The following is a 17845-nucleotide window of genomic DNA, read 5'->3' as shown; positions in this document are numbered from 1 at the left end:
TAAGGCGATCAGGATGCACAGGGTCGTGAGGCGCTGCTGTGGCCGTCGATGATGTCAATGTCGTCGCTGTCTGGGCGCTGCACGAGCACGATGGACCCCAGGAAGTAGTCGCCGTCGTCCGTGCGCCACGCGTCAAGCAGATCGCTCACCAGGGTGATCGCCTGCTGTTCCTCCCACACGTAGGGGCGCTAGAAGTCGGGGATCTGGTACTGTCGATCGCCGGTTAACAGCTGGCCGATGGACTTCTGCGTCGTCGAAAGGGTCATGGAGCGCCTACATCCTGAATTAGCGACAGAAAGTACTTCACGAGGAAGTATAACGATCTTCTCGCGGCACGTGTCTAAGGGGGGAGCCCGGGCAGGTCGGCGGCTCTGATCGGTCGGGCGCGTGGACAGTTGCAGATAACATGGGAGAAAGAATCTAGGAGTGGCTGTGGGCGACCGGGCGGCCTTAAGAATGCGGGGTGCAACGATGGACACCATCAGGAAGAGGGGCAGCCGCCGCGGGCGGATCACCTACGAGGTCGCGGGCCTCGCGTGGCTTGCCGAGGCCTCGGACCCGGGGGTCGCCGTCGTGCCCGTCCTCGATCACGGCGCGACGTGGCTCGAGGAACCGCGTCTGGTCTCCGTCCCGCCAACTGCCGAGGCCGCCGAGCGGTTCGGCCGTGCCCTCGCCCACACGCACGCCGCGGGCGCCAGTCACCTGGGCGTGCCACCGCCCGGGTTCGAGGGTGACGGTTGGATGGGGGAGGCGCACCTGTCCCTGCCTCGTGCTCCCAAGAAAGCCGGCAATGGCGTCGCACCTCAAATGGGGAGCAGCGTGCCCAGTGAAGCAGCTGATCCCGGATGGGCCGCGCGCGGCGAGGCAGCGCAGTACCCGGCCCCGGTCTCGTCCCAATCCTGGGGCGCCTTCTACGCGCGCGAACGTATCGCCCCCTACCTGGACGCCCCGGCCTTCAGCGCGTCCGACAGGGCTCTCATTGAGCGCCTGTGCGAGCGCCTCGAATCGGGGGCACTCGACCACGGCCAGCCGCGCCTCGTCGCCGACGCGATCGCCCGTACCGGAGGCGTCGGCGCGGCCCGCACCCACGGCGACCTGTGGTCCGGCAACGTCATGTGGACCCCCGAGGGCGCCGTCCTCATCGACCCCGCCGCGCAGGGCGGCCACGCCGAGGAGGACCTGGCGGCCCTCGCGGTCTTCGGCTGTCCGCACTATGAACGCATACTCGCCGCCTATAACGAGGCCTCGCCCTTGGCGGACGGGTGGCGCGAGCGTGTGGCCCTGCATCAGATGCACATCATCATGGTTCACTGCGCCCTCTTCGGTCGCTCCTACGTGCCCGAGGCCGTCTCGATCGCACGCCGATACGTGTACCATTAAGAGAAAGGCGACTCCAAGCGACTGATAGGATGGAAAAAACTAGAATGACGACGTGTCAAACGAAAGATTAGAGGATGGCTGAACCGAATAGCTCCCTTCGCTGCGTAGCGAATTAGATATGCTCTTCATCGGATCGTGCTGCCATTTCTGCCAGGGGTGCACATGGAATTGCGGATGTCGATTTGCCAAAACTTCAGCGACTTGCGGCACTAATTCTTTCCAAAAGAGGCCTGGAGCTCCCTGACAAGCTGAAAGCCGCACTTCTTGTGTACGGAAACGTCGTGGTACCCCCGGTTGTTCTTGATATGTTCGAAACAATGGTGGCAGTAGATCCGACGGCCAGTCTAGCCTACTTATACTCCCGAGTTGTTGCGGCGGAAAATCGAAGATTCCTCGGAACATTCTTCACGCCGCGTGAATATGCGGAATCGATGGTGGAGCATTACGCGAACCAATATGATGACCCCAAGGTAGTCGTTGATGTCGGAGCAGGTGTTGGTATTTTCTCGGAACTGGCTGCTCGCTACTGGAAAACGGCCGAAGTATTCTCGGTCGATGTGAATCCGTTTACCCTCGGCCTACAAGCAGTGGCGATGTCGCAGCGGTGCCGGTTAAAAACACGTCTCGTTCTAGGTGACTATAGAGATTGGCTCAAACAGAATTGCAAAGCCGGACCGACGTTGTATCTCGGCAATCCGCCATACACGCGTTGGCAGCTGATACCAAAGCAGAATAGGCAACAGCTTGTTGCGGATGCTTTAGGCCTAGTCGGTCCTCTTGCGAACCTTTCAACATTGTTCTTTGGGATGTCTCTGGTGAAGCTTACTCAAGATGATGGGCTTGTTATGATACTCCCCTCCAATTGGATGCATGCGCGTTACGCGCGAGAACTTCGCGCGTGGCTGAGAAAGCAGGTCAATCGTAAAATCGTGTTAAGACGAGCCGACTCGTGGCGCTTTGATGATGCCATGGTAGACGCCGTATCAGTCGAAGTTGGTCCACAGTGTCGGGGGCTGCAGCAGATGGCAATATCGAGCTGGAAAGTGGATCGCTGTTTTGCGGTGCAACGACAGGATGAGAAAAGGCGATTCGGTTCGCAGAATCTGGAGATTCGCCAGATACCTCGTCTCGATCGGAAGTGCTACTCGAGCAGTATGCCCGCATTGTTCGGGGAACTGCGACCGGAGCCAATCGCTTCTTTATACGTGCCCCGGAGCAATGGAGAGACTTTGAGATTGATGAGGCCTATAGGACTCCTTTAGCGAGGCGTCTACGTGCGATCGAAGGGCGGGAAGAGTCTGTGCCGGATATTGCTGAGTTACTCTGTCTTGAAATGTATAAGCAAGGAGAGAACAAAAATGTTGATCTACTAATTGCGATGGGTGAAAGAGATGGTGTTGATCGTGGTTATTTGTGCTCAAGTCGGCCGAAGTGGTATGATCTCAGTAAGGAGTTTCGTCGGCCCGACGTCATTATTTCAACGTTTGCGAAAGAGCGCTTTCATGTCATGGTGAACGTTGATAAGTTAGCCATTTCAAACAACCTATTTGGCCTCTACTGGAAGGAGGGGATTTGCGAGTCGCTCAAAGAGTCGATTCTGTGCTGGTTGAGATCATGCGACGGGCAAGATGCTCTCCGGCGTTGCTCATCTGAAGAGGGGTATGGTCTCCTCCGGTTAAGTCCGCGACGAGTTGGTCTAATCAAGATTAACCGGGCAGTATGTTGTGGTACTGTTGGATCTAGCTCGAAAGAGTGCTCTTGATGCTCCAAAGGAGGCAAATCGATGACTGATGGAATGAGTTTCACCGTTGAGACGCATCTTTTGCGCGAATTGGGCGACCTTCTTGTGGGTCGTGATAGTACAGCGATCATTGAGCTTGTAAAAAATAGTTATGATGCTGATGCTACATTTGTAAGGCTTGATGCAAGTGATCTCGGTGATCCGTCTGCTGCTATGCTCACCGTTGAGGATGATGGTAATGGTATGACACTTAACCGTTTCAAAACTGCGTTCCTTCGTATTGCTGGCCGGGATAAGGAGCAAGGTTTTCGCGGGTCACCGCGTTATAGTCGTGCGTACACGGGACAAAAGGGCATCGGGCGTCTTGCAAGTCAAAAGCTTGCAATGTTCTTCACGTTCGCAGTATTCCAAATAGTGTAGTAGCTGCTCAAGAAGACTTGGGTGTATATGCGCGCATCGATTGGAAAGTTATTGATCAGCAAGACACCTCGAATGAGTTAGAGCAGGGGCTCACTGTTGAGCCTCTGCCGGCTGCAATTAGTGCTTCTGCGGGCGCGGTATTGTCAATGTCGTCGCTAAAGCGGCAATGGACATGCCTCGAAATCTCGAGGTTCGTTCATGAGGTTCGGTCAGCGCAACCACCTCCCTTTATTATGAGCGGCGATGCTAGGTCGCTTGGCCTTGTGGATGAACCGTTGTTTGGCGTGCCTTTTGCACGCCTGTCCTCCGTGAATGATCCGGGTTTTAGCATCGCTTTCATGGGTGAGTTTGAACAGGGCGATGACTACTGGGAGCAGGCTCGGTTAAACTTCAGGTGGTGCGTTGAAGTGGATGTCGAGGGCGGGCGGGCAAGAGTTCAAATTACTCCAACTGTTTCAGAAGTTAGTGATAATAGGTTTGCCCGCACATATCGTTTTGAGAAACGAACGTCGGATCAGCTCCGCTTTCAGGCGCGCTTCTTTGTGTATCCCGGCGCAAGTGCTAATCGTGGGCCACTACAAGGTTTTGTGCGAGGTGAACGCGGCATTCGAGTGTATCTCGAGGGTTTTCGTGTTCTTCCGTACGGCGATGGTTCTGATGACTGGCTAAGCATTGATCGTGACTATCGGAGTGGTTCGCGCTACTATAGTATCGATGTAGATGATGAGCTGAGTGACTATGTGGATCTCGATAAGAGAGAAGGCTTGCATGCTCTAGGACAGAATTCCTACTTTGGCGCCGTATTTTTAACCGAAGCGGGTGCGCCTAGCCTTGAGAGTCTAATCAATAGAGAGGGATTTGTGCCAGGTGATACCTTCAAAGAAATACGCAATATTGTTCAGACTGCAGTCCGCCTTAGTGTGCGTGTGCATCATCGTCAGCATCCACATCTACAAAGGCATCATCAGCGTGGCCTCCAATGCTGAGAACGGCTCCTTCCTGGAAGTGAGTCCGATCGGCTCGGACGACCCCCTGGCGTGGCTGGTGGGCAACTACCTTCCAATCCTCATCACGCCGGTGATCCTCATGATGGTGGTCCTCGGGTCGGGCAAGATCGCGAAAGCGATAGCCGGGAACAGCTGATGCACCGCCGGCGCGCCCAGGCGATGCTACCGTTGCCGTAGGCGGCACCGTGTCCGAAGGGGGCCATCATGAGTGACGACGCGTCCACGCTGGCGCAATGGATCGACGGCTCGCACGACATCGTGTTCTTCGGGGGCGCGGGGGTGTCGACGGAGTCCGGGATCCCCGACTTCCGGGGCGCGAAGGGCTTCTACCACCAGGAGCGCGAGATCCCCCTCGAACGGGTGCTGTCCATAGACTTCTTCTCCGCCTGCCCCGGGGCCTACTACGCCTGGTTCGCCGAGCAGACCGCCCGCGAGGGGGTCGCCCCGAACGCCGCCCACCGTTTCCTCGCCGGCCTCGAGCGCGCCGGGAAACTGAAGGCGGTGGTCACCCAGAACATCGACGGCCTCCACCAGGCCGCGGGCTCCAAGCGCGTGCTCGAGCTCCACGGGAACTGGACGAGGCTGGAGTGCACGGGGTGCGGCGCGCGCTCCACCATCGACGACTTCGACGAGGCTCGGGCCGGGCGCGTGCCCCACTGCCCGTCGTGCTCCGCCGTGGTGCGCCCGGACATCGTGTTCTACGGCGAGGCTCTGGACCCGGCGACGCTGGAGGGGGCCGTCCTGGCCATAGCGGGGGCGGACATGCTGATCGTGGGCGGCACGTCGTTGGCGGTCTACCCGGCGGCCGGGCTCATCGACTACTACCAGGGCGGGCGCCTCGTCCTCATGAACGCGACGCCCACCCCCTACGACGGGCGCGCCGACCTGATCATCCGCGAGCCCATCGGCCGCGTCTTCGCGCAGATCCAGGGGCACGTGTGAGCAGGCGCCACAGTGCGGCCAGAGTAAGTGGCGGCGTGAGGCAGTTTCGCACCCGGTGCCCACAGCGCTGACTCACGCAACAGCACCCGCTCGCCCCACTGCGCCGCCAGCGCCCATCGATAGGCCCTGGGCGGCGGGACATCACATGGATCAGCCCGCCGCCCTTGGGATTCTGGGACGCCCCGAGCCGCGGCCTACTGCTACCCCTCCTTCCCGTCGTCCATCTTGCCGTCGTCCATCTTGCCGTCGTCCATCCCCCCCTTCATGCCATCGCCCGACATCGAGTTCTCCATCTTCGTGTCCTGCGTCATCGACGGCGACGACGGGTTCTCCATCTTGTCGTTGGCGGAGTTCCCACAGGCCGCCAAACCAGCGGCGAAGACGACGGACAGGGCGGCTGCCAGAGCCGCGCGGCGAATACTCATTGCGTGATTCCTTCTGTTGACGGGCGCTCCGTTAGCGCCTTCACCCTCCTATTCGGCGCGAACAGCGCCACGGATCACCCAGCCATCAGTGACATACAACACACGACATCCGCTGATCCACGACTGCGACTGCGACGAATCAGGAGTAGCACCACACGAAAGGAGCATCATGACAACCCTGGTCCTCATCGGATTCCTCGGTGGCCTCATCACGGGCATCTCCCCGTGCATCCTCCCCGTCCTCCCCGTCATCTTCATGGCGGGTGGCGCCGCTTCGGCGCGCCCCTCCCCTTCCTTCGCTGTTGCTCCGGGCACCGGCATCTCCCTCGGGGGGACTTCCGGCGCACAGGAAGACCACCGCGCGACACGGCCAGTGCCCCGCGCCCCCTCGAAATGGCGGCCCTACCAGGTCGTCGCGGGACTGGTCCTCAGCTTCACAGCATTCACGCTGCTCGGCTCGACACTGCTCACGGCGCTCCACCTGCCCCAGGACTTCATCCGGTGGGCTGGGGTGGTCCTGCTGGTCCTCATCGGTGTGGGCATGATCGTCCCACGGTTCATGCACGTCCTGGAGAAGCCCTTCGCCGTGTTCTCCAAGGCCGGTAGGCGCACGGGGACCAACGGCTTCGGCCTGGGCATCGTCCTCGGCGCCGCCTACGTGCCCTGCGCGGGACCCGTACTGGCGGCGGTGAGCGTCGCCGGCTCCACCGGCCGCATCGGGGCCGACACCGTGGCCCTGGCGCTCTCCTTCGCCGCGGGCACAGCGATCCCCCTCCTGGCCTTCGCCCTAGCGGGGCGCCGCCTCACCGAGCGCGTCTCCGCGTTCAGCCGCCACCAGCGGCGCGTGCGCATCGCCGCGGGCGCCACCGTCCTGGCGTTGGCCGCCGGGATCGTCACCGACTTGCCCGCCGTTCTCCAAAGGGCGCTGCCCGACTACACGTCAACGCTGCAGCGCAGCGCCGATCCGGGTCTGAGCAGGGGCGGAGGCCAGCGCTCAGCCTGCGTCGACGGCGCGACGACCCTGGCGGACTGCGGCGCGCTCCCCTCCTTGAAACCCACCGCGTGGCTCAACACGGACGGCGGGGCGGCCCCCCAGGGCAGTGGAGCGACCCTGGTCGACTTCTGGGCGTACTCGTGCATCAACTGCCAGCGCTCCATTCCCGGGATCGAAAGGCTTTACGAGGCGTACCACCCCTACGGGCTCCAAGTCATCGGCGTCCACTCCCCCGAGTACGCCTTCGAGAAGGAGACCGCGAACGTCCAATCCGGGGGCGACAAGCTGGGCATCACCTACCCGATCGCCGTCGACTCCGACCTGGAGACCTGGACGGATTTCGACAACCACTACTGGCCCGCCCAGTACCTGGCGGACGCGCACGGGCAACTGCGCTACACGCACTTCGGAGAGGGCGGCGAGGCGACCCTGGAGTCACTGATCCGCCGGCTCCTGGCCGACCAGGGCAACGCGCTGCCCGACCCGCTCTTCACCGACGACGGCGTCGAAGGAGTGGCCTTTCACCGCACGCCCGAGACCTACTTGGGCCACGAACGTGCAGCAAGCTTCGCGGGGACGGAGGCCTACTCCGCCGGGACGCGCGACTACGCGGCCCCGGCCTCGTTAGGCGCGGACCGCTTCGCCCTGCAGGGACGGTGGACCATCGGCGCCCAGTCGATCAGCCCCGCCGACGACGAGGCGGAACTGCGCCTCATGTGGCGCGGACGCCGCGTGGACGTGGTGGTCTCGGGCGAGGGCGACCTCACCTGGGAGATGGACGGCCAGTCCCACACCCAGCATGTGAGCGGCACCCCGAACTCGATGACGCTGGTGAGCGGGGACACCGATTCCTCAGGGCTGCTCACCGTCACGGCCAGCAAGGGTTTGGCGCTCTACTCCTTCACCTTCGGGTGACGGCTTGGCCGCGGAGGAACAGGTGGCCTTCGCGGCGCCGCCCCGGCGGAGACCCCGCCCGGCGCCGGGCGTCCCCCGGCACCGGGCGCCACGGCGTTCTACCATGAGCACCGTGACTGACACCGCCGCACGCGACCTGGGCCGCGAAGACCTGCAGTTGGTCGCCGAAGGGGACAAACGGGCGTTCGCGAGGCTCTACGACGCCTGGGCGCCCACGCTCTTCGCGCTCATCCGCTGCGTCCTCAAGGACCGCGCCCAAGCAGAAGAGGTCCTGCAGGACACGTTCCTCCACGTGTGGAGGCGCGCCCCCTCCTACGACCCCGGCCGCGGCAGCGTCCGCGCCTGGCTCACCACCATCGCCCGCAGGCGGGCCATCGACCGGGTGCGCTCGGCCCAGGCGGCGCGCGACCGCGAACTCGCCTCGCCCCCGGACGTGGACTGGGACCAGACGGCGGAGGAGGCGGAGTCCCGCATCGCGGGCGGAGACGTCCGCCGCGCGCTCGGCTCCCTGGGGGAGCCGCACAAGACCGTCATCCTCCTGTCGTACTTCGGGGGACTGAGCCATTCGAGGATCGCCGACGCGACGGGACTGCCGCTCGGCACCGTGAAAAGCACGATCCGCCAGGCCCTCGCCCGCCTGCGCACCATCTTGGAGGAACGATGAGCGACCACATCTTCGACGACGACGAGACCGCTGCCCGCCTCGGCGCCTCCCTCGCCCCCGTCGAGCCGTCGGCGCGCGTGCGCGACGCCCTCCTGGCCGCGATCGAGGAGGTCGAGCAGGAGCGGCGGACGGGGGCCCCTGAGGAGGCCGCAGCGGAGGACGGCCCCGGCGCCGGCCCGCGCCTCGTCCGCATGGCGGCGCCCACTGCGGCGGGGGCAGGATCAGAGGCGGACTCCGGCTCCGGGGTGGCGGCCGAGACCGGGGCGGACTCCGGATCCGGAAGCCGCGGAGGTGCCCACGGGAAGGCCCCCGCGCGCGACCGCAGGGCCATCCCCATGTTCGCGCGCGTCCTCGCCGCGGCGGCTGCGGCGGTCGCGCTCTTCGCAGCGGGGATCGGCGTGGGCCGGTGGACCACGATGACCTCAATGGAGTCCACCAGTCACTACGCCGCCCTCAACCAGGCGCAAGACGTACGGCGCTCCACCGACACCATGCCCGACGGGCACGTTGTCACCCTCACCTGGTCGCCGGAAATGGGGATGACCGCGATCACCACGCCCTCGGCGCTGCGGGCACCCGAGGGACAGGTGATGCAGGTGTGGGCGCGCCACGGAAACACCGTCGAATCCTTGGGCGTTTACGAGCGGCGGGGCGGGGACTACTCCTTCGTGGACATCATGCCCCAGCCGGGCAGTGAGATCTTCTTGACCTTCGAGCCCCAGGGCGGGTCCGCCCAGCCGACGGGCGAGCCCCTGGTGGTCCTGCGCGTCGGGGCCCCGGACCCGGCCCCCACCCCGGGAGGGGCGCCCACACCGGACAGCGGACCGGCCCCGGGAGGGGCGCCCTCCCCCTCAACCGCGCCCACCTGGGACGGGGGACGATCATCTGACGGGCAATCGGGCGCAGTGTAGACGGCGCCGCGCAGCCCCGTTTTACGCACACAAGGATCGGAATTACGCAACATGCGACCGCGTACAAGGGCGGAATCAAGCCGTTGTATGCGCAGTGTGTTTCGGAAATCAGTCCCCTTACGTGCGTGCCCGACTAGGCCGTGTTGTCTGATTCCGGTCCTTTTGTGTGCGTGGTTGTGGGGAGGGGCTGCGTGTGCGGCTCGTTGTCGATGCTTTGGGCGGCTTCGTACGCTGTGCTGCGGGATTCGCTCGCGGTTGCGCGGCTTCGTGCGCCGCTTCACCACTTAGCCCGCCGTTGCACCACTTAGCGCACCGCTACACCACTTAGGGCTCCACTGCGCCACTTAGGCCCAAATGGGCCCTGGTTCTCCCGGCGTGTCGGGGGCCTAAGTGGTGCGGGCAATGCCCAAGTGGCGCAGACGCGGGCGCGCACCCGGACCCAGGCGCCCTTGGGCCAGGCGCAGCCGTGCCGCCGCACCACAGCCGCGCCCTCCAGTGCCCAGCGGACGACACTAGGGTAGGAAACCAAGTATTGGGGCAGGTTAGCCCTCATTGGGGCAGGTTACTAACCTGCCCGAATGACCTGTTTCCTACCCCAATGCGGAACAACGCTTGCAAAACAGCCCGCCGGGTCGGGTCACCTCGCCGACCGGCCACCTGGTCGGGTCGTCGGGAGCCGAGGCCGCGGCATGGCGGGCGCGAGGCCTGGCGCGGGCACCCCCGCCGGAAGTGGGCCTTGCCGGGGGGCACAATACCCGAAAGATCCCACCGCACCCGCACACGCGATACGCCCTAGGGGCGCACGTAGTCGACCAGCGCAGGTGTGGAGCGCTCGATAACGGCCAGGGTGTCCACGAAGTCCCCGTACCAGGGGTCGGGCAGGTCCTTGTCCCGGCCGGGCCCCTCGGGCAGGTGCGCGCACTGGGGGTCGAAGTCGCGGAACATGCGGATCTCCGGCGCCCTCCCGCCGGGGCGGGCGCGGTCGCGCAGCCGCGACAGCGCCGCGTAGTGCGACGACGTCATCGCCAGGACCAGGTCCCAGTCGGCCAGCTCGTCGGCGCGCACCTGCCTGGCGCGGTGGTCGGGGACGCCGTGCCCGTGGGCGCGCAGCACTCGGGCGGCACGGGGGTCGATGGGGTTGCCGTGCTCCTCGTCGGACACGCCCGCGGAGTCCACGCGGACGGCGCCGGAGAGCCCACCGGCCGCCACGGCCTCGTCGAGCACCTGGTGGGCCATCGTCGACCGGCAGATGTTGCCGGTGCACACCATGAGGACGCGCATCGAACCCCCCTCACAGCAGGGCCAGGTAGGCGCGGACGGCCTCGGCGCTGTGGGCGGCCGCGCGTTCGCCGTCCATGTGGAAGGCCTGGTCGGCGCCCGGGCCGCACAGGTCGGACACTGCGCGCAGCGAGATCCAATCGACGCCGCAGCTCCACGCGACCTGGGCGATCGCGCACGTCTCCATGTCCGCGCCCATGGCGTCGGGGAAGCGCTGGCGCATCGGCTCGGCCACCTGCTCGGTGCAGAAGGAGTCCGACGAGACGATCCGCCCGACCCGCACCGGGTGGTTGACGAGGCCGGCCAGGGCGTCGCACCTGGCGGCGGCGCGCTCGGAGGAGGAGTAGTCGACGGGCATCCGGGGGAATCTGCCCCAGCGCGTAGCCGAAGGCCGTGGCGTCGGCCTGCCCGCACCCACGGCGACCTGTGGTCCGGCAACGTCATGTGGACCCCCGAGGGCGCCGTCCTCATCGACCCCGCCGCGCAGGGCGGCCACGCCGAGGAGGACCTGGCGGCCCTCGCGGTCTTCGGCTGCCCGCACTACGAACGCATACTCGCCGCCTATAACGAGGCCTCGCCCTTGGCGGACGGGTGGCGCGAGCGCGTCGCCCTGCACCAGATGCACATCATCATGGTTCACTGCGCCCTCTTCGGTCGCTCCTACGTGCCCGAGGCCGTCTCGATCGCCCGACGCTATAGCTAGAAGGGGATGCCTTCGCGCCGGGCCGGAGTGCATGGCGCGCTCCGACTGACTGCGATACGGCCGATTGCTGACCCCGTGCACGTGCATGCGCGGCGCAAACAACCAACCCGACGACGGATGCGTGATGGTGACGTTTCGACGGGAGTGCTAGTCTGTGTGCATGTTGGTGGCGCTGCGAAAGTATGACACAGCTATCGCATTCGTCTGTGGTGCCTTGATTGTCGCGTTCATCGGTGCGGCATTCACGGTACCGAGCTTCTGGGACTGGCTATGGCAGCGCCACCAGAACCAGCTGAGCTGGTATATTCGGCCGCTTTTCCTTATTCCATTGTGCTGGTTCGCCTACAAGCGCAGCGGCGCGGGGATTATGGCGACGGTGCTCCTCCTCCTCACCAGCATGGGATGGTTTCCCCCACCGCGTCAGGTGAGCCCGCGCGTGCAGCAGTTCCTCCAGTTTGAGCAGCAGTACCTGCAGGGTGATTGGACGCCCGGTAAGGTCCTCCTCACGGTCATGGTTCCACTGTCGTTGGCGGCGCTAGCGGCAGCATTGTGGCGGCGCAATCTCTGGCTCGGTCTAGCGGTCATGGCGCTGATCGCCATTGCAAAATCCCTGTGGAGCGTGGCGTTTGCGGGTGAGGCGGGGGCCTCCGTCATTGTCCCCGCAGCCCTTGGACTTCTCCTGTGCGGCGGGGGCTTGTGGTGCGTGGCCAAGCTCGTGCGTTCGCGGTCCGGCACACGATCCTCACGCTGAATGTGCGTGAGGCTGGGGGCGGGTTGTGTGAACGACCCGACCCCAGCCTCGCCTTCGGGGGCGATGCGCGACCTACAGCCGCGGGATATTGCGCATGTTGGAGGTTGCCATCGAAAATGCCTCAGCGATGCCGCCGTTGAGTACGATCTTGCTCATCGCCGTCGCGAAACCAACCACCTGGCCACCCGTGATGGCCGGAGGCAGCGACAAAGCGTTCGGGTCGGTGATGACCTCGACGAGGGCGGGGCCGGGCGCCGCGAACGCCTCGCGATAGGCGTCCGCCAGGCGTGGCGCATCCTTGACGCGCTCCGCGTGGAAACCAATTGCGCGGGCAATCTCCGCGTAATTTGTGTCGGGCACGTCAGTCTGGAAGTCCGGAATGCCGTTGACCAGCATCTCCAGCTTGACCATGCCCAGCGTCGAGTTGTTGAACACAACCACCTTGACGGGCAGGTTGTACATCTTCGCGGTGATGAGCTCGCCCAGCAGCATCGACAGGCCGCCGTCGCCCGACACGGACACGACCTGTCGATCCGGGTAGGCGACCTGAGCGCCCAGCGCCATCGGCAGAGCGTTCGCCATGGAGCCGTGCAGCAGCGAACCGATGAGGCGACGTGTGCCGAGTGGGTCAATGTAGCGAGCAGTCCACACGTTGCACATGCCTGTATCTGCCGTGACGATCGCATCCTTCGCGGCCGTCTCATTCAGCAGGTGGGCGGCGTACTCGGGGTGGATCGGGCGCATCTTCTCGACGTTGCGCGTGTAGGCGCCCACGGGAGCGTGCATGATCTCCGAATGCTTCTTGATCTTGGCTGTTAGGAAGGCGTCGGAACGATCCTGCCGCAGGTGGGGGAGGAGAGCCTCGATGAAAGGCTTCACTTGGGCGTGAATCGCGAGGCCCACGTCCGTGCGGCGACCCAGCTTCTCGGCGTGCGTATCCACCTGAATCGTTGGAGTAGAGGGCAGGAACTGGTCGTAGGGGAAATCCGTGCCCAGCAGGATCAGCACGTCCGCGTCGCTCATGCCTTCCGCAGCCGCGCCATAGCCCAGCAGGCCCGTCATACCCACGTCGAAGGGATTGTCGTACTGGATGAAGTTCTTGCCGCGCAGCGAATGACCGATCGGCGCCTTGAGTGCATCCGCCAGCGCGATCACCTCGTCGTGGGCGCCCTCGACGCCCGCACCCGCGAAGATCGCGACCTTGTCCGCCTTGTTGAGCAGGGCGGCCGCCTCTTCGATGTCCGCCGCATTGGGGGCCAGCGTAGCGGGGCGAGCAGGCGCGTAGGTGGGAACGTGATCGACGGCCTTGAGGTCGGACACGTCACCGGGAAGTGTTATGACGGCGACGCCGCCCAGGCCAACCGCGTGGCGGATCGCCGAGTTCACGGTGCGCGGCGACTGCGCCGCGGAGGAAATCAGCTCGTTGTAGACCGAGCACTCCTCGAAGATGCGGTCCGGGTGGGTCTCCTGAAAGTACATCGACCCGATCTGGACGCTCGGAATGTGCGAGGCAATGGCCAGGACGGGTGCGCCCGTGCGGTTTGCGTCGTACAGGCCGTTGATGAGGTGAAGATTGCCCGGGCCGCACGAACCCGCGCACACCGCGAGCTTGCCCGTCAACTGAGCCTCCGCAGACGCGGCAAACGCCGCAGCCTCCTCGTGGCGGACGTGAATCCAGTCGATGCCGCCCTTCTTTGAGCCGCCGGTCTTGCGCACTGCGTCAACGATCGGGTTCAGTGAATCGCCGACGATGCCGTAGATGTGGTGGACGCCCGCGTCGACGAGCTGCCCGACGATCTGTTCTGCGACGTTCATGTCATCTCCTTAATTTGTTTGGGTCAAACCTTGCAAAATCACAATAGGTATGACTAAGGTCCCGTGTCGCTATAGCGTGATCGATGGATCAGCGAGGGGTGTCGGTGGAAGACTCGCGCCTTCCTCCGTTAGGATGGCAGGGCCCCAATAGCTCAGTCGGTCAGAGCAGCGGACTCATAATCCGTCGGTCGTCGGTTCAAGCCCGACTTGGGGCACCAATGCCTCCCCGGCGGAGTCGCGCGCCAGGGCCCGCGAGGCGGGCGCGTACGGCGCGGGCACCCACCCGCCCGCGCCGTCCGGGGACGGCATGAGGGCATCAACGGGGACGCCGAAGGTTCGCCCAAGTGCGAACAGGTCGTGTGCTGGCCAGCCAATTTGTCCTCGAAGACGTTGGCTGACATTCGACCCTGCAACCCCTAGCAGTTTGCCAATTTCGGCACGCGTGAGGCCATGAATCAGCAGGTACTGGTTCACCGTTGCTCCGACAGCCGCGTCGAAGCTGAGGGACCCGTTGCTTGCGCTTCGCTTGTTGACCATGAGCCTAGCGTAACAGATGAACGAAACGCTAACAATCGACTCCTTGACATTCATGTAAGAGCTGTGCATCATATGCTTATGAGTGAACGAAATCCTAACGATCAATCGGTGATCGGCGATTTATTGACGAGTCATGCGGCCGTCAAAATGCTCCCTGGGGTGAGTTACGCGCAGCTCATGAGGTGGGCGCGCGAGGGCACCGTGCCGTCCGTGCAATACGTACCACGGGGACCGCGCTGGTTTCGGCGGTCAGACATCAGTGCTCTGCTTGCGAGGCAAGTCGGACATCTCGGGGCAGTTGATGGTGCTGTGGAATCTGGTTCGGTCCCCGGCAAGGGTGGTGCGGAAGGTCCGGCGACGTTGCCGGGCCTGGGGAAGGCGGGGCGGTAGCCGTGGAGCGCAGGGAGTCGGTGGTGGCGCTGGTTGAGCGCGCGGATTCGATGTTGGCGGAGCTGGTTGGGGCGCTGGGTTTGGAGGGCTCGAGTGCTAGCGAGGCCCTGGAGGGGGTGCGCGGCTTGTTCGCGGAGGTTGTGAGCAGGTATGCGGCGGAGGTGGAGCGCCTTCGCCGGAGGGTGGCGTGGGTGGAGTGGAGTTCTCAGGAGTACGTGGGTGTGCTGTACCACTTGGGCAATGCCTACAGGGCGCACTTGTTGACGTTGTCGCAGGCGCAGGTGGAACTTATGCGGGGCAGGGATGGGGCGTGCAGTGACCGCTTGGTCGCCCTCCACAGGGGCATGGCGGCGGACCTGTCGGCCGCGGACACGACTCTTGGGGAGCCCACGGAGGGCGACCTGGCGGTGTTCATGGAGATGGAGGAGTCTTTCAGCTACCTTGACGGCGTTTCTGGCACCGATGAGGGGGATGGTCGGGATAGTGGCGAGGCGGTGGAGGAGCGTTGAAAGTGGATGGAGTTGGTGTCGAGGGGCGCGAGGTAGCGCTGGGCGTACTTGGGGCCTTTGATCGTGCCGCACGCGATCAGGGTCCACGAGCCTGGGTTGTGTTTCACCTGGGTGAAGCGGGTGCGAAGTTGGTTGTAGTGGGTGGTGCTGATGATGATGGGCACCTTGGTGGGTCGGCCGTCGGGCAGGCGCAGGCGGATGAAGTGTGTGCGTCCCTTGTTTCCCTGCATGACGCTGTGGAGGTGGCCGTAGGCGATGACCTCGTGGCCGTTGTAGGGGGCGTTGATGAGGCGTTCGGCGGGGTGGATGATCTCGCGGGCGGGGGCGGTGGTGGTGCCGAGTGTGACGGTGTCGGTGTCGGCGATGACGCCGCGGGCGTGGTCGAGCGCGGCTTTGCGCAGGCCGCAGCGCACGGTGAGAGGTTGGTCGCTGCCGCTGGGTTTGGGGGCGCGGTGGTGCCCTGCCGTCGTGGTGGCGCTGGTCGTGGCGGCGCCTGCTGCGGCGGCGGCGGAGGCGGCTGGGTTGTTCAGGGTGATGCGCACGATGGTTTCGGGACCGCGCGGCCCCTGGACGCCTTTGATGCCGTCGGGGTCGGTGTCCCCGGTGGGTGTGGGTGTGGTCCCGGCGACCTCGGTGCAGCCCTCCACGTGGTCGTTGATGCGGCCCACGCGGAAGTAGGGGTGGACGTGGTCGGAGTTGAGGGCGGCTGCGGTCACGGGTGCGGTGCAGGCGTCGCCTTCGACGCTCTGCCCCGGGCATACCAGCGCACCGGGGCGGTTGTGGGGGGCCATGGCCTTATAGGCGTAGACACTGATGGGCACGCCGGTGTGCGCGTTCAGAGCGGTCAACATGTTCCAGATCTCCTATCGCTTGTCTGGGGCATGTGGGACGGGCCTTCCGTCCCAACGGGTGCCGCCCGACCTTCGGGGTGCGCCCATCGGCACCGCGGTCGCGTCTGGCGGCCGGGTGCTGGCCTCGGGGGTAGGTGGCACTACCCCCGAGGCCACCGTAGAACACGTCATGCGCACCTGCGTCCCGCGTATCGCGGCCGCGCGCGTCTGAGTCCCGCGTTCGGATGTGCTGTGAGAGGGGAGCAGTGATGGGCGAGTACTTCGTCGTGCGGCGTGGGGCGACCGCGTTGCGTAATGAGGTCGTTTTTGATGAGCGGATCTCGTATGCGGCGCTGGGGATCCTGGCGCGCGCGTTGGCGTCGCCGGAGGGCGCGAACTTGGGGTATCGGGCGTTCGTTGGCCGGGGGCTGGGTGAGAAGGCTGTGCGGGCGGCGATGCGGGAGTTGGAGTCGGTGGGTTACCGGTTCCGTTTCACGTTGCGCAAGTCGTCGGGGCGGGTGCGTACGCTCACGATCTTCTCCGACGAGCCGATGAGCCCGCAGCAAGCGCGCGTGGTGGCCCTCGAACAGTCGCGGGGGGATTACCTGTTGGAGGGGGCAGCGTCCCCGGATCCGGTGCTTGCTGATGAGGGGGAGCGTTTGCGCAGGTCGCACCGTGCGGCAACAGGTGCCGCACGGTCTGACGGGCGCGCCTCTCACCGTGCGGCAACAGGTGCCGCACGGTCTGACCAGGGAAAACAGGGTAAAAGTCCTGGTCGCACCGTGCCGCGCTCCACCGTAGCACGGTCGAGCGCGGCACTATCCCTACGGGATACCAAGTCTTCTAAAGAAGACCTAACCCAACCCCACCCCCACCCGCCCCAGAGGTCGACCAGTCCGACCTCGCCGGGTGAGGGGCAGGGTTCGGTTGGGTCGGGGAATGACTCTGGCGATGAGGCGGTTGCCGAGGTGGCCGCTGCGTCGCCGGTGGCGACGTCAGCGCCCCGGAAGTGCCGTAGAGGCCCTCAGAGGCGCCCTGGGGGTGGTCAGGGTGCTCAAAGCGCCTCAGACGGCGATCTGGCGATTCTGGCGGCGTGTGTGCCCGAGCAGTTTCGGGTGATGGACGCATGTGGGCTCGCGGTCGTGGTTGGTTTGCTGCGTGAACGGCTTGACGCTGGCTGGAGGCCAGCGGAGATTAAGCGTTTGCTGGATTCACCGCCGCCGGCGGAAGGTGTGAAGTTCATGTCCCGGTTTGTTGCTAAGCGTTTGGAGCGTTTGGTGGCTGTGGGGGAGTCTCCTCGGGCTCAGGTTGCGGCGGCCGAGCGTGAGCGTGAGCGCCTTGCGGCTGAGCGAGCTGCTGCCGAGGATGAGCGTGTGGCACAGACGGCTCCGTCGTTGTTGCACATGAGGATTCATGACCTGGTGACGGAGCTGGCTCCGGGTTTGTCGCGTGCTCGGTGCGCGGTGGTTGAGCTGGCGGTTCAGCAGGCTCTCGCGGATGCGTGGCGTCGGGAGAACCCTGGGGGCGGGAAGCCGTCGCCGGCGGCGCTGCTGGACGTGCTCACGGCATCTGGTGAGGAGATCGCGTCTCGTGTGATTGCTGAGCATGTGGACGGGGAGGGGGCCTGAGATGG

The 17845-nt window shown here is 64.7% G+C and carries 18 protein-coding genes, 1 tRNA gene and 2 pseudogenes; 14 read left to right on the top strand and 7 right to left on the bottom strand.

Features of this window, described 5'->3' with window-relative positions:
* Positions 1–8: 8 nt before the first annotated feature.
* On the bottom strand, positions 9–179 hold the full coding sequence (locus NQK35_RS06590) for a hypothetical protein (RefSeq protein WP_257113616.1): 171 nt from the start codon (positions 177–179) through the stop codon (positions 9–11).
* Between the two features lie 292 nt (positions 180–471).
* Between NQK35_RS06590 and NQK35_RS06585 the strand changes: the two genes are divergently transcribed.
* The 6 genes from NQK35_RS06585 to NQK35_RS06560 all read left to right on the top strand — a co-directional run bounded on the left by NQK35_RS06585 (position 472) and on the right by NQK35_RS06560 (position 5490).
* Entirely contained in the window at positions 472–1380 is a 909-nt protein-coding gene (locus NQK35_RS06585) for a fructosamine kinase family protein (protein WP_257113614.1), read from the top strand.
* Between the two features lie 281 nt (positions 1381–1661).
* Positions 1662–2642, top strand: coding sequence for an Eco57I restriction-modification methylase domain-containing protein (locus NQK35_RS06580; protein ID WP_257113612.1), 981 nt, complete (start codon positions 1662–1664; stop codon positions 2640–2642).
* A gap of 521 nt (positions 2643–3163) precedes the next feature.
* Entirely contained in the window at positions 3164–3541 is a 378-nt protein-coding gene (locus NQK35_RS06575; protein ID WP_257113611.1) for an ATP-binding protein, read from the top strand.
* A gap of 233 nt (positions 3542–3774) precedes the next feature.
* Positions 3775–4527, top strand: a complete 753-nt coding sequence (locus tag NQK35_RS06570) for a hypothetical protein (protein ID WP_257113610.1) — start codon at positions 3775–3777, stop codon at positions 4525–4527.
* Positions 4511–4684 carry a hypothetical protein gene (locus tag NQK35_RS06565; RefSeq protein ID WP_257113609.1) on the top strand — a complete coding sequence of 58 codons (174 nt, stop codon included), beginning with the start codon at positions 4511–4513 and terminating at the stop codon, positions 4682–4684. The genes NQK35_RS06570 and NQK35_RS06565 overlap by 17 nt, the downstream gene beginning before the upstream one ends.
* Positions 4685–4752: 68 nt before the next feature.
* The gene (locus NQK35_RS06560) at positions 4753–5490 is read left to right on the top strand and encodes an NAD-dependent protein deacylase (protein WP_009213185.1); all 738 of its coding nucleotides are present in this window, start codon (positions 4753–4755) and stop codon (positions 5488–5490) included.
* Positions 5491–5690: 200 nt separating this feature from the next.
* Here the strand turns inward: NQK35_RS06560 and NQK35_RS06555 are convergent, their stop codons facing one another.
* Positions 5691–5915 carry a hypothetical protein gene (locus tag NQK35_RS06555; protein ID WP_070835929.1) on the bottom strand — a complete coding sequence of 75 codons (225 nt, stop codon included), beginning with the start codon at positions 5913–5915 and terminating at the stop codon, positions 5691–5693.
* Between the two features lie 169 nt (positions 5916–6084).
* Between NQK35_RS06555 and NQK35_RS06550 the strand changes: the two genes are divergently transcribed.
* From NQK35_RS06550 to NQK35_RS06540, 3 genes are all read left to right on the top strand, one after another.
* Positions 6085–7824, top strand: a complete 1740-nt coding sequence (locus tag NQK35_RS06550; RefSeq protein WP_257113607.1) for a cytochrome c biogenesis protein CcdA — start codon at positions 6085–6087, stop codon at positions 7822–7824.
* A gap of 103 nt (positions 7825–7927) precedes the next feature.
* Complete coding sequence (locus NQK35_RS06545; protein ID WP_009213188.1) at positions 7928–8488, top strand: sigma-70 family RNA polymerase sigma factor; 561 nt, start codon at positions 7928–7930, stop codon at positions 8486–8488.
* On the top strand, positions 8485–9399 hold the full coding sequence (locus tag NQK35_RS06540) for an anti-sigma factor (protein ID WP_257113606.1): 915 nt from the start codon (positions 8485–8487) through the stop codon (positions 9397–9399). The genes NQK35_RS06545 and NQK35_RS06540 overlap by 4 nt, the downstream gene beginning before the upstream one ends.
* 792 nt (positions 9400–10191) lie before the next feature.
* Here NQK35_RS06540 and NQK35_RS06535 read toward each other — a convergent pair.
* On the bottom strand, positions 10192–10680 hold the full coding sequence (locus tag NQK35_RS06535; RefSeq protein WP_257113605.1) for a low molecular weight protein-tyrosine-phosphatase: 489 nt from the start codon (positions 10678–10680) through the stop codon (positions 10192–10194).
* Between the two features lie 10 nt (positions 10681–10690).
* Positions 10691–11087 (bottom strand): annotated as a pseudogene (locus tag NQK35_RS06530) (5'-methylthioadenosine/S-adenosylhomocysteine nucleosidase); the annotation flags it as partial.
* Here NQK35_RS06530 and NQK35_RS06525 point away from each other — a divergent pair.
* Positions 11081–11380, top strand: a pseudogene (locus NQK35_RS06525) (fructosamine kinase family protein); the annotation flags it as partial. The pseudogenes NQK35_RS06530 and NQK35_RS06525 sit on opposite strands and share 7 nt — an antisense overlap.
* Before the next feature lie 160 nt (positions 11381–11540).
* Positions 11541–12131 carry a hypothetical protein gene (locus NQK35_RS06520; RefSeq protein ID WP_257113603.1) on the top strand — a complete coding sequence of 197 codons (591 nt, stop codon included), beginning with the start codon at positions 11541–11543 and terminating at the stop codon, positions 12129–12131.
* Between the two features lie 72 nt (positions 12132–12203).
* Here the strand turns inward: NQK35_RS06520 and NQK35_RS06515 are convergent, their stop codons facing one another.
* Complete coding sequence (locus NQK35_RS06515; RefSeq protein WP_257113602.1) at positions 12204–13946, bottom strand: pyruvate dehydrogenase; 1743 nt, start codon at positions 13944–13946, stop codon at positions 12204–12206.
* Between the two features lie 141 nt (positions 13947–14087).
* Between NQK35_RS06515 and NQK35_RS06510 the strand changes: the two genes are divergently transcribed.
* A tRNA-Ile gene (locus NQK35_RS06510) sits at positions 14088–14164 on the top strand.
* On the opposite strand, the gene NQK35_RS10615 is transcribed toward NQK35_RS06510, so the two are convergent.
* Positions 14121–14483: a helix-turn-helix domain-containing protein gene (locus NQK35_RS10615; protein ID WP_373567093.1), complete on the bottom strand. Its 363-nt coding sequence runs from the start codon at positions 14481–14483 to the stop codon at positions 14121–14123. The two genes, NQK35_RS06510 and NQK35_RS10615, sit on opposite strands and share 44 nt — an antisense overlap.
* Positions 14484–14875: 392 nt before the next feature.
* On the opposite strand from NQK35_RS10615, the gene NQK35_RS06505 reads away from it, so the two are divergent.
* Positions 14876–15382, top strand: a complete 507-nt coding sequence (locus NQK35_RS06505) for a hypothetical protein (RefSeq protein WP_257113601.1) — start codon at positions 14876–14878, stop codon at positions 15380–15382.
* Here the strand turns inward: NQK35_RS06505 and NQK35_RS06500 are convergent.
* Positions 15310–16233, bottom strand: a complete 924-nt coding sequence (locus tag NQK35_RS06500; protein WP_257113600.1) for a hypothetical protein — start codon at positions 16231–16233, stop codon at positions 15310–15312. The genes NQK35_RS06505 and NQK35_RS06500 overlap by 73 nt on opposite strands.
* A 1352-nt stretch (positions 16234–17585) precedes the next feature.
* On the opposite strand from NQK35_RS06500, the gene NQK35_RS06495 reads away from it, so the two are divergent.
* The gene (locus NQK35_RS06495; RefSeq protein ID WP_257113599.1) at positions 17586–17840 is read left to right on the top strand and encodes a hypothetical protein; all 255 of its coding nucleotides are present in this window, start codon (positions 17586–17588) and stop codon (positions 17838–17840) included.
* Positions 17841–17845: the final 5 nt, after the last annotated feature.

It is taken from the genome of Schaalia odontolytica (genome assembly GCF_024584435.1).
Lineage (GTDB): Bacteria > Actinomycetota > Actinomycetes > Actinomycetales > Actinomycetaceae > Pauljensenia.
Note: the sequence above shows the minus strand (reverse complement) of the source record. Positions and strands in the feature narration are given on the sequence as shown.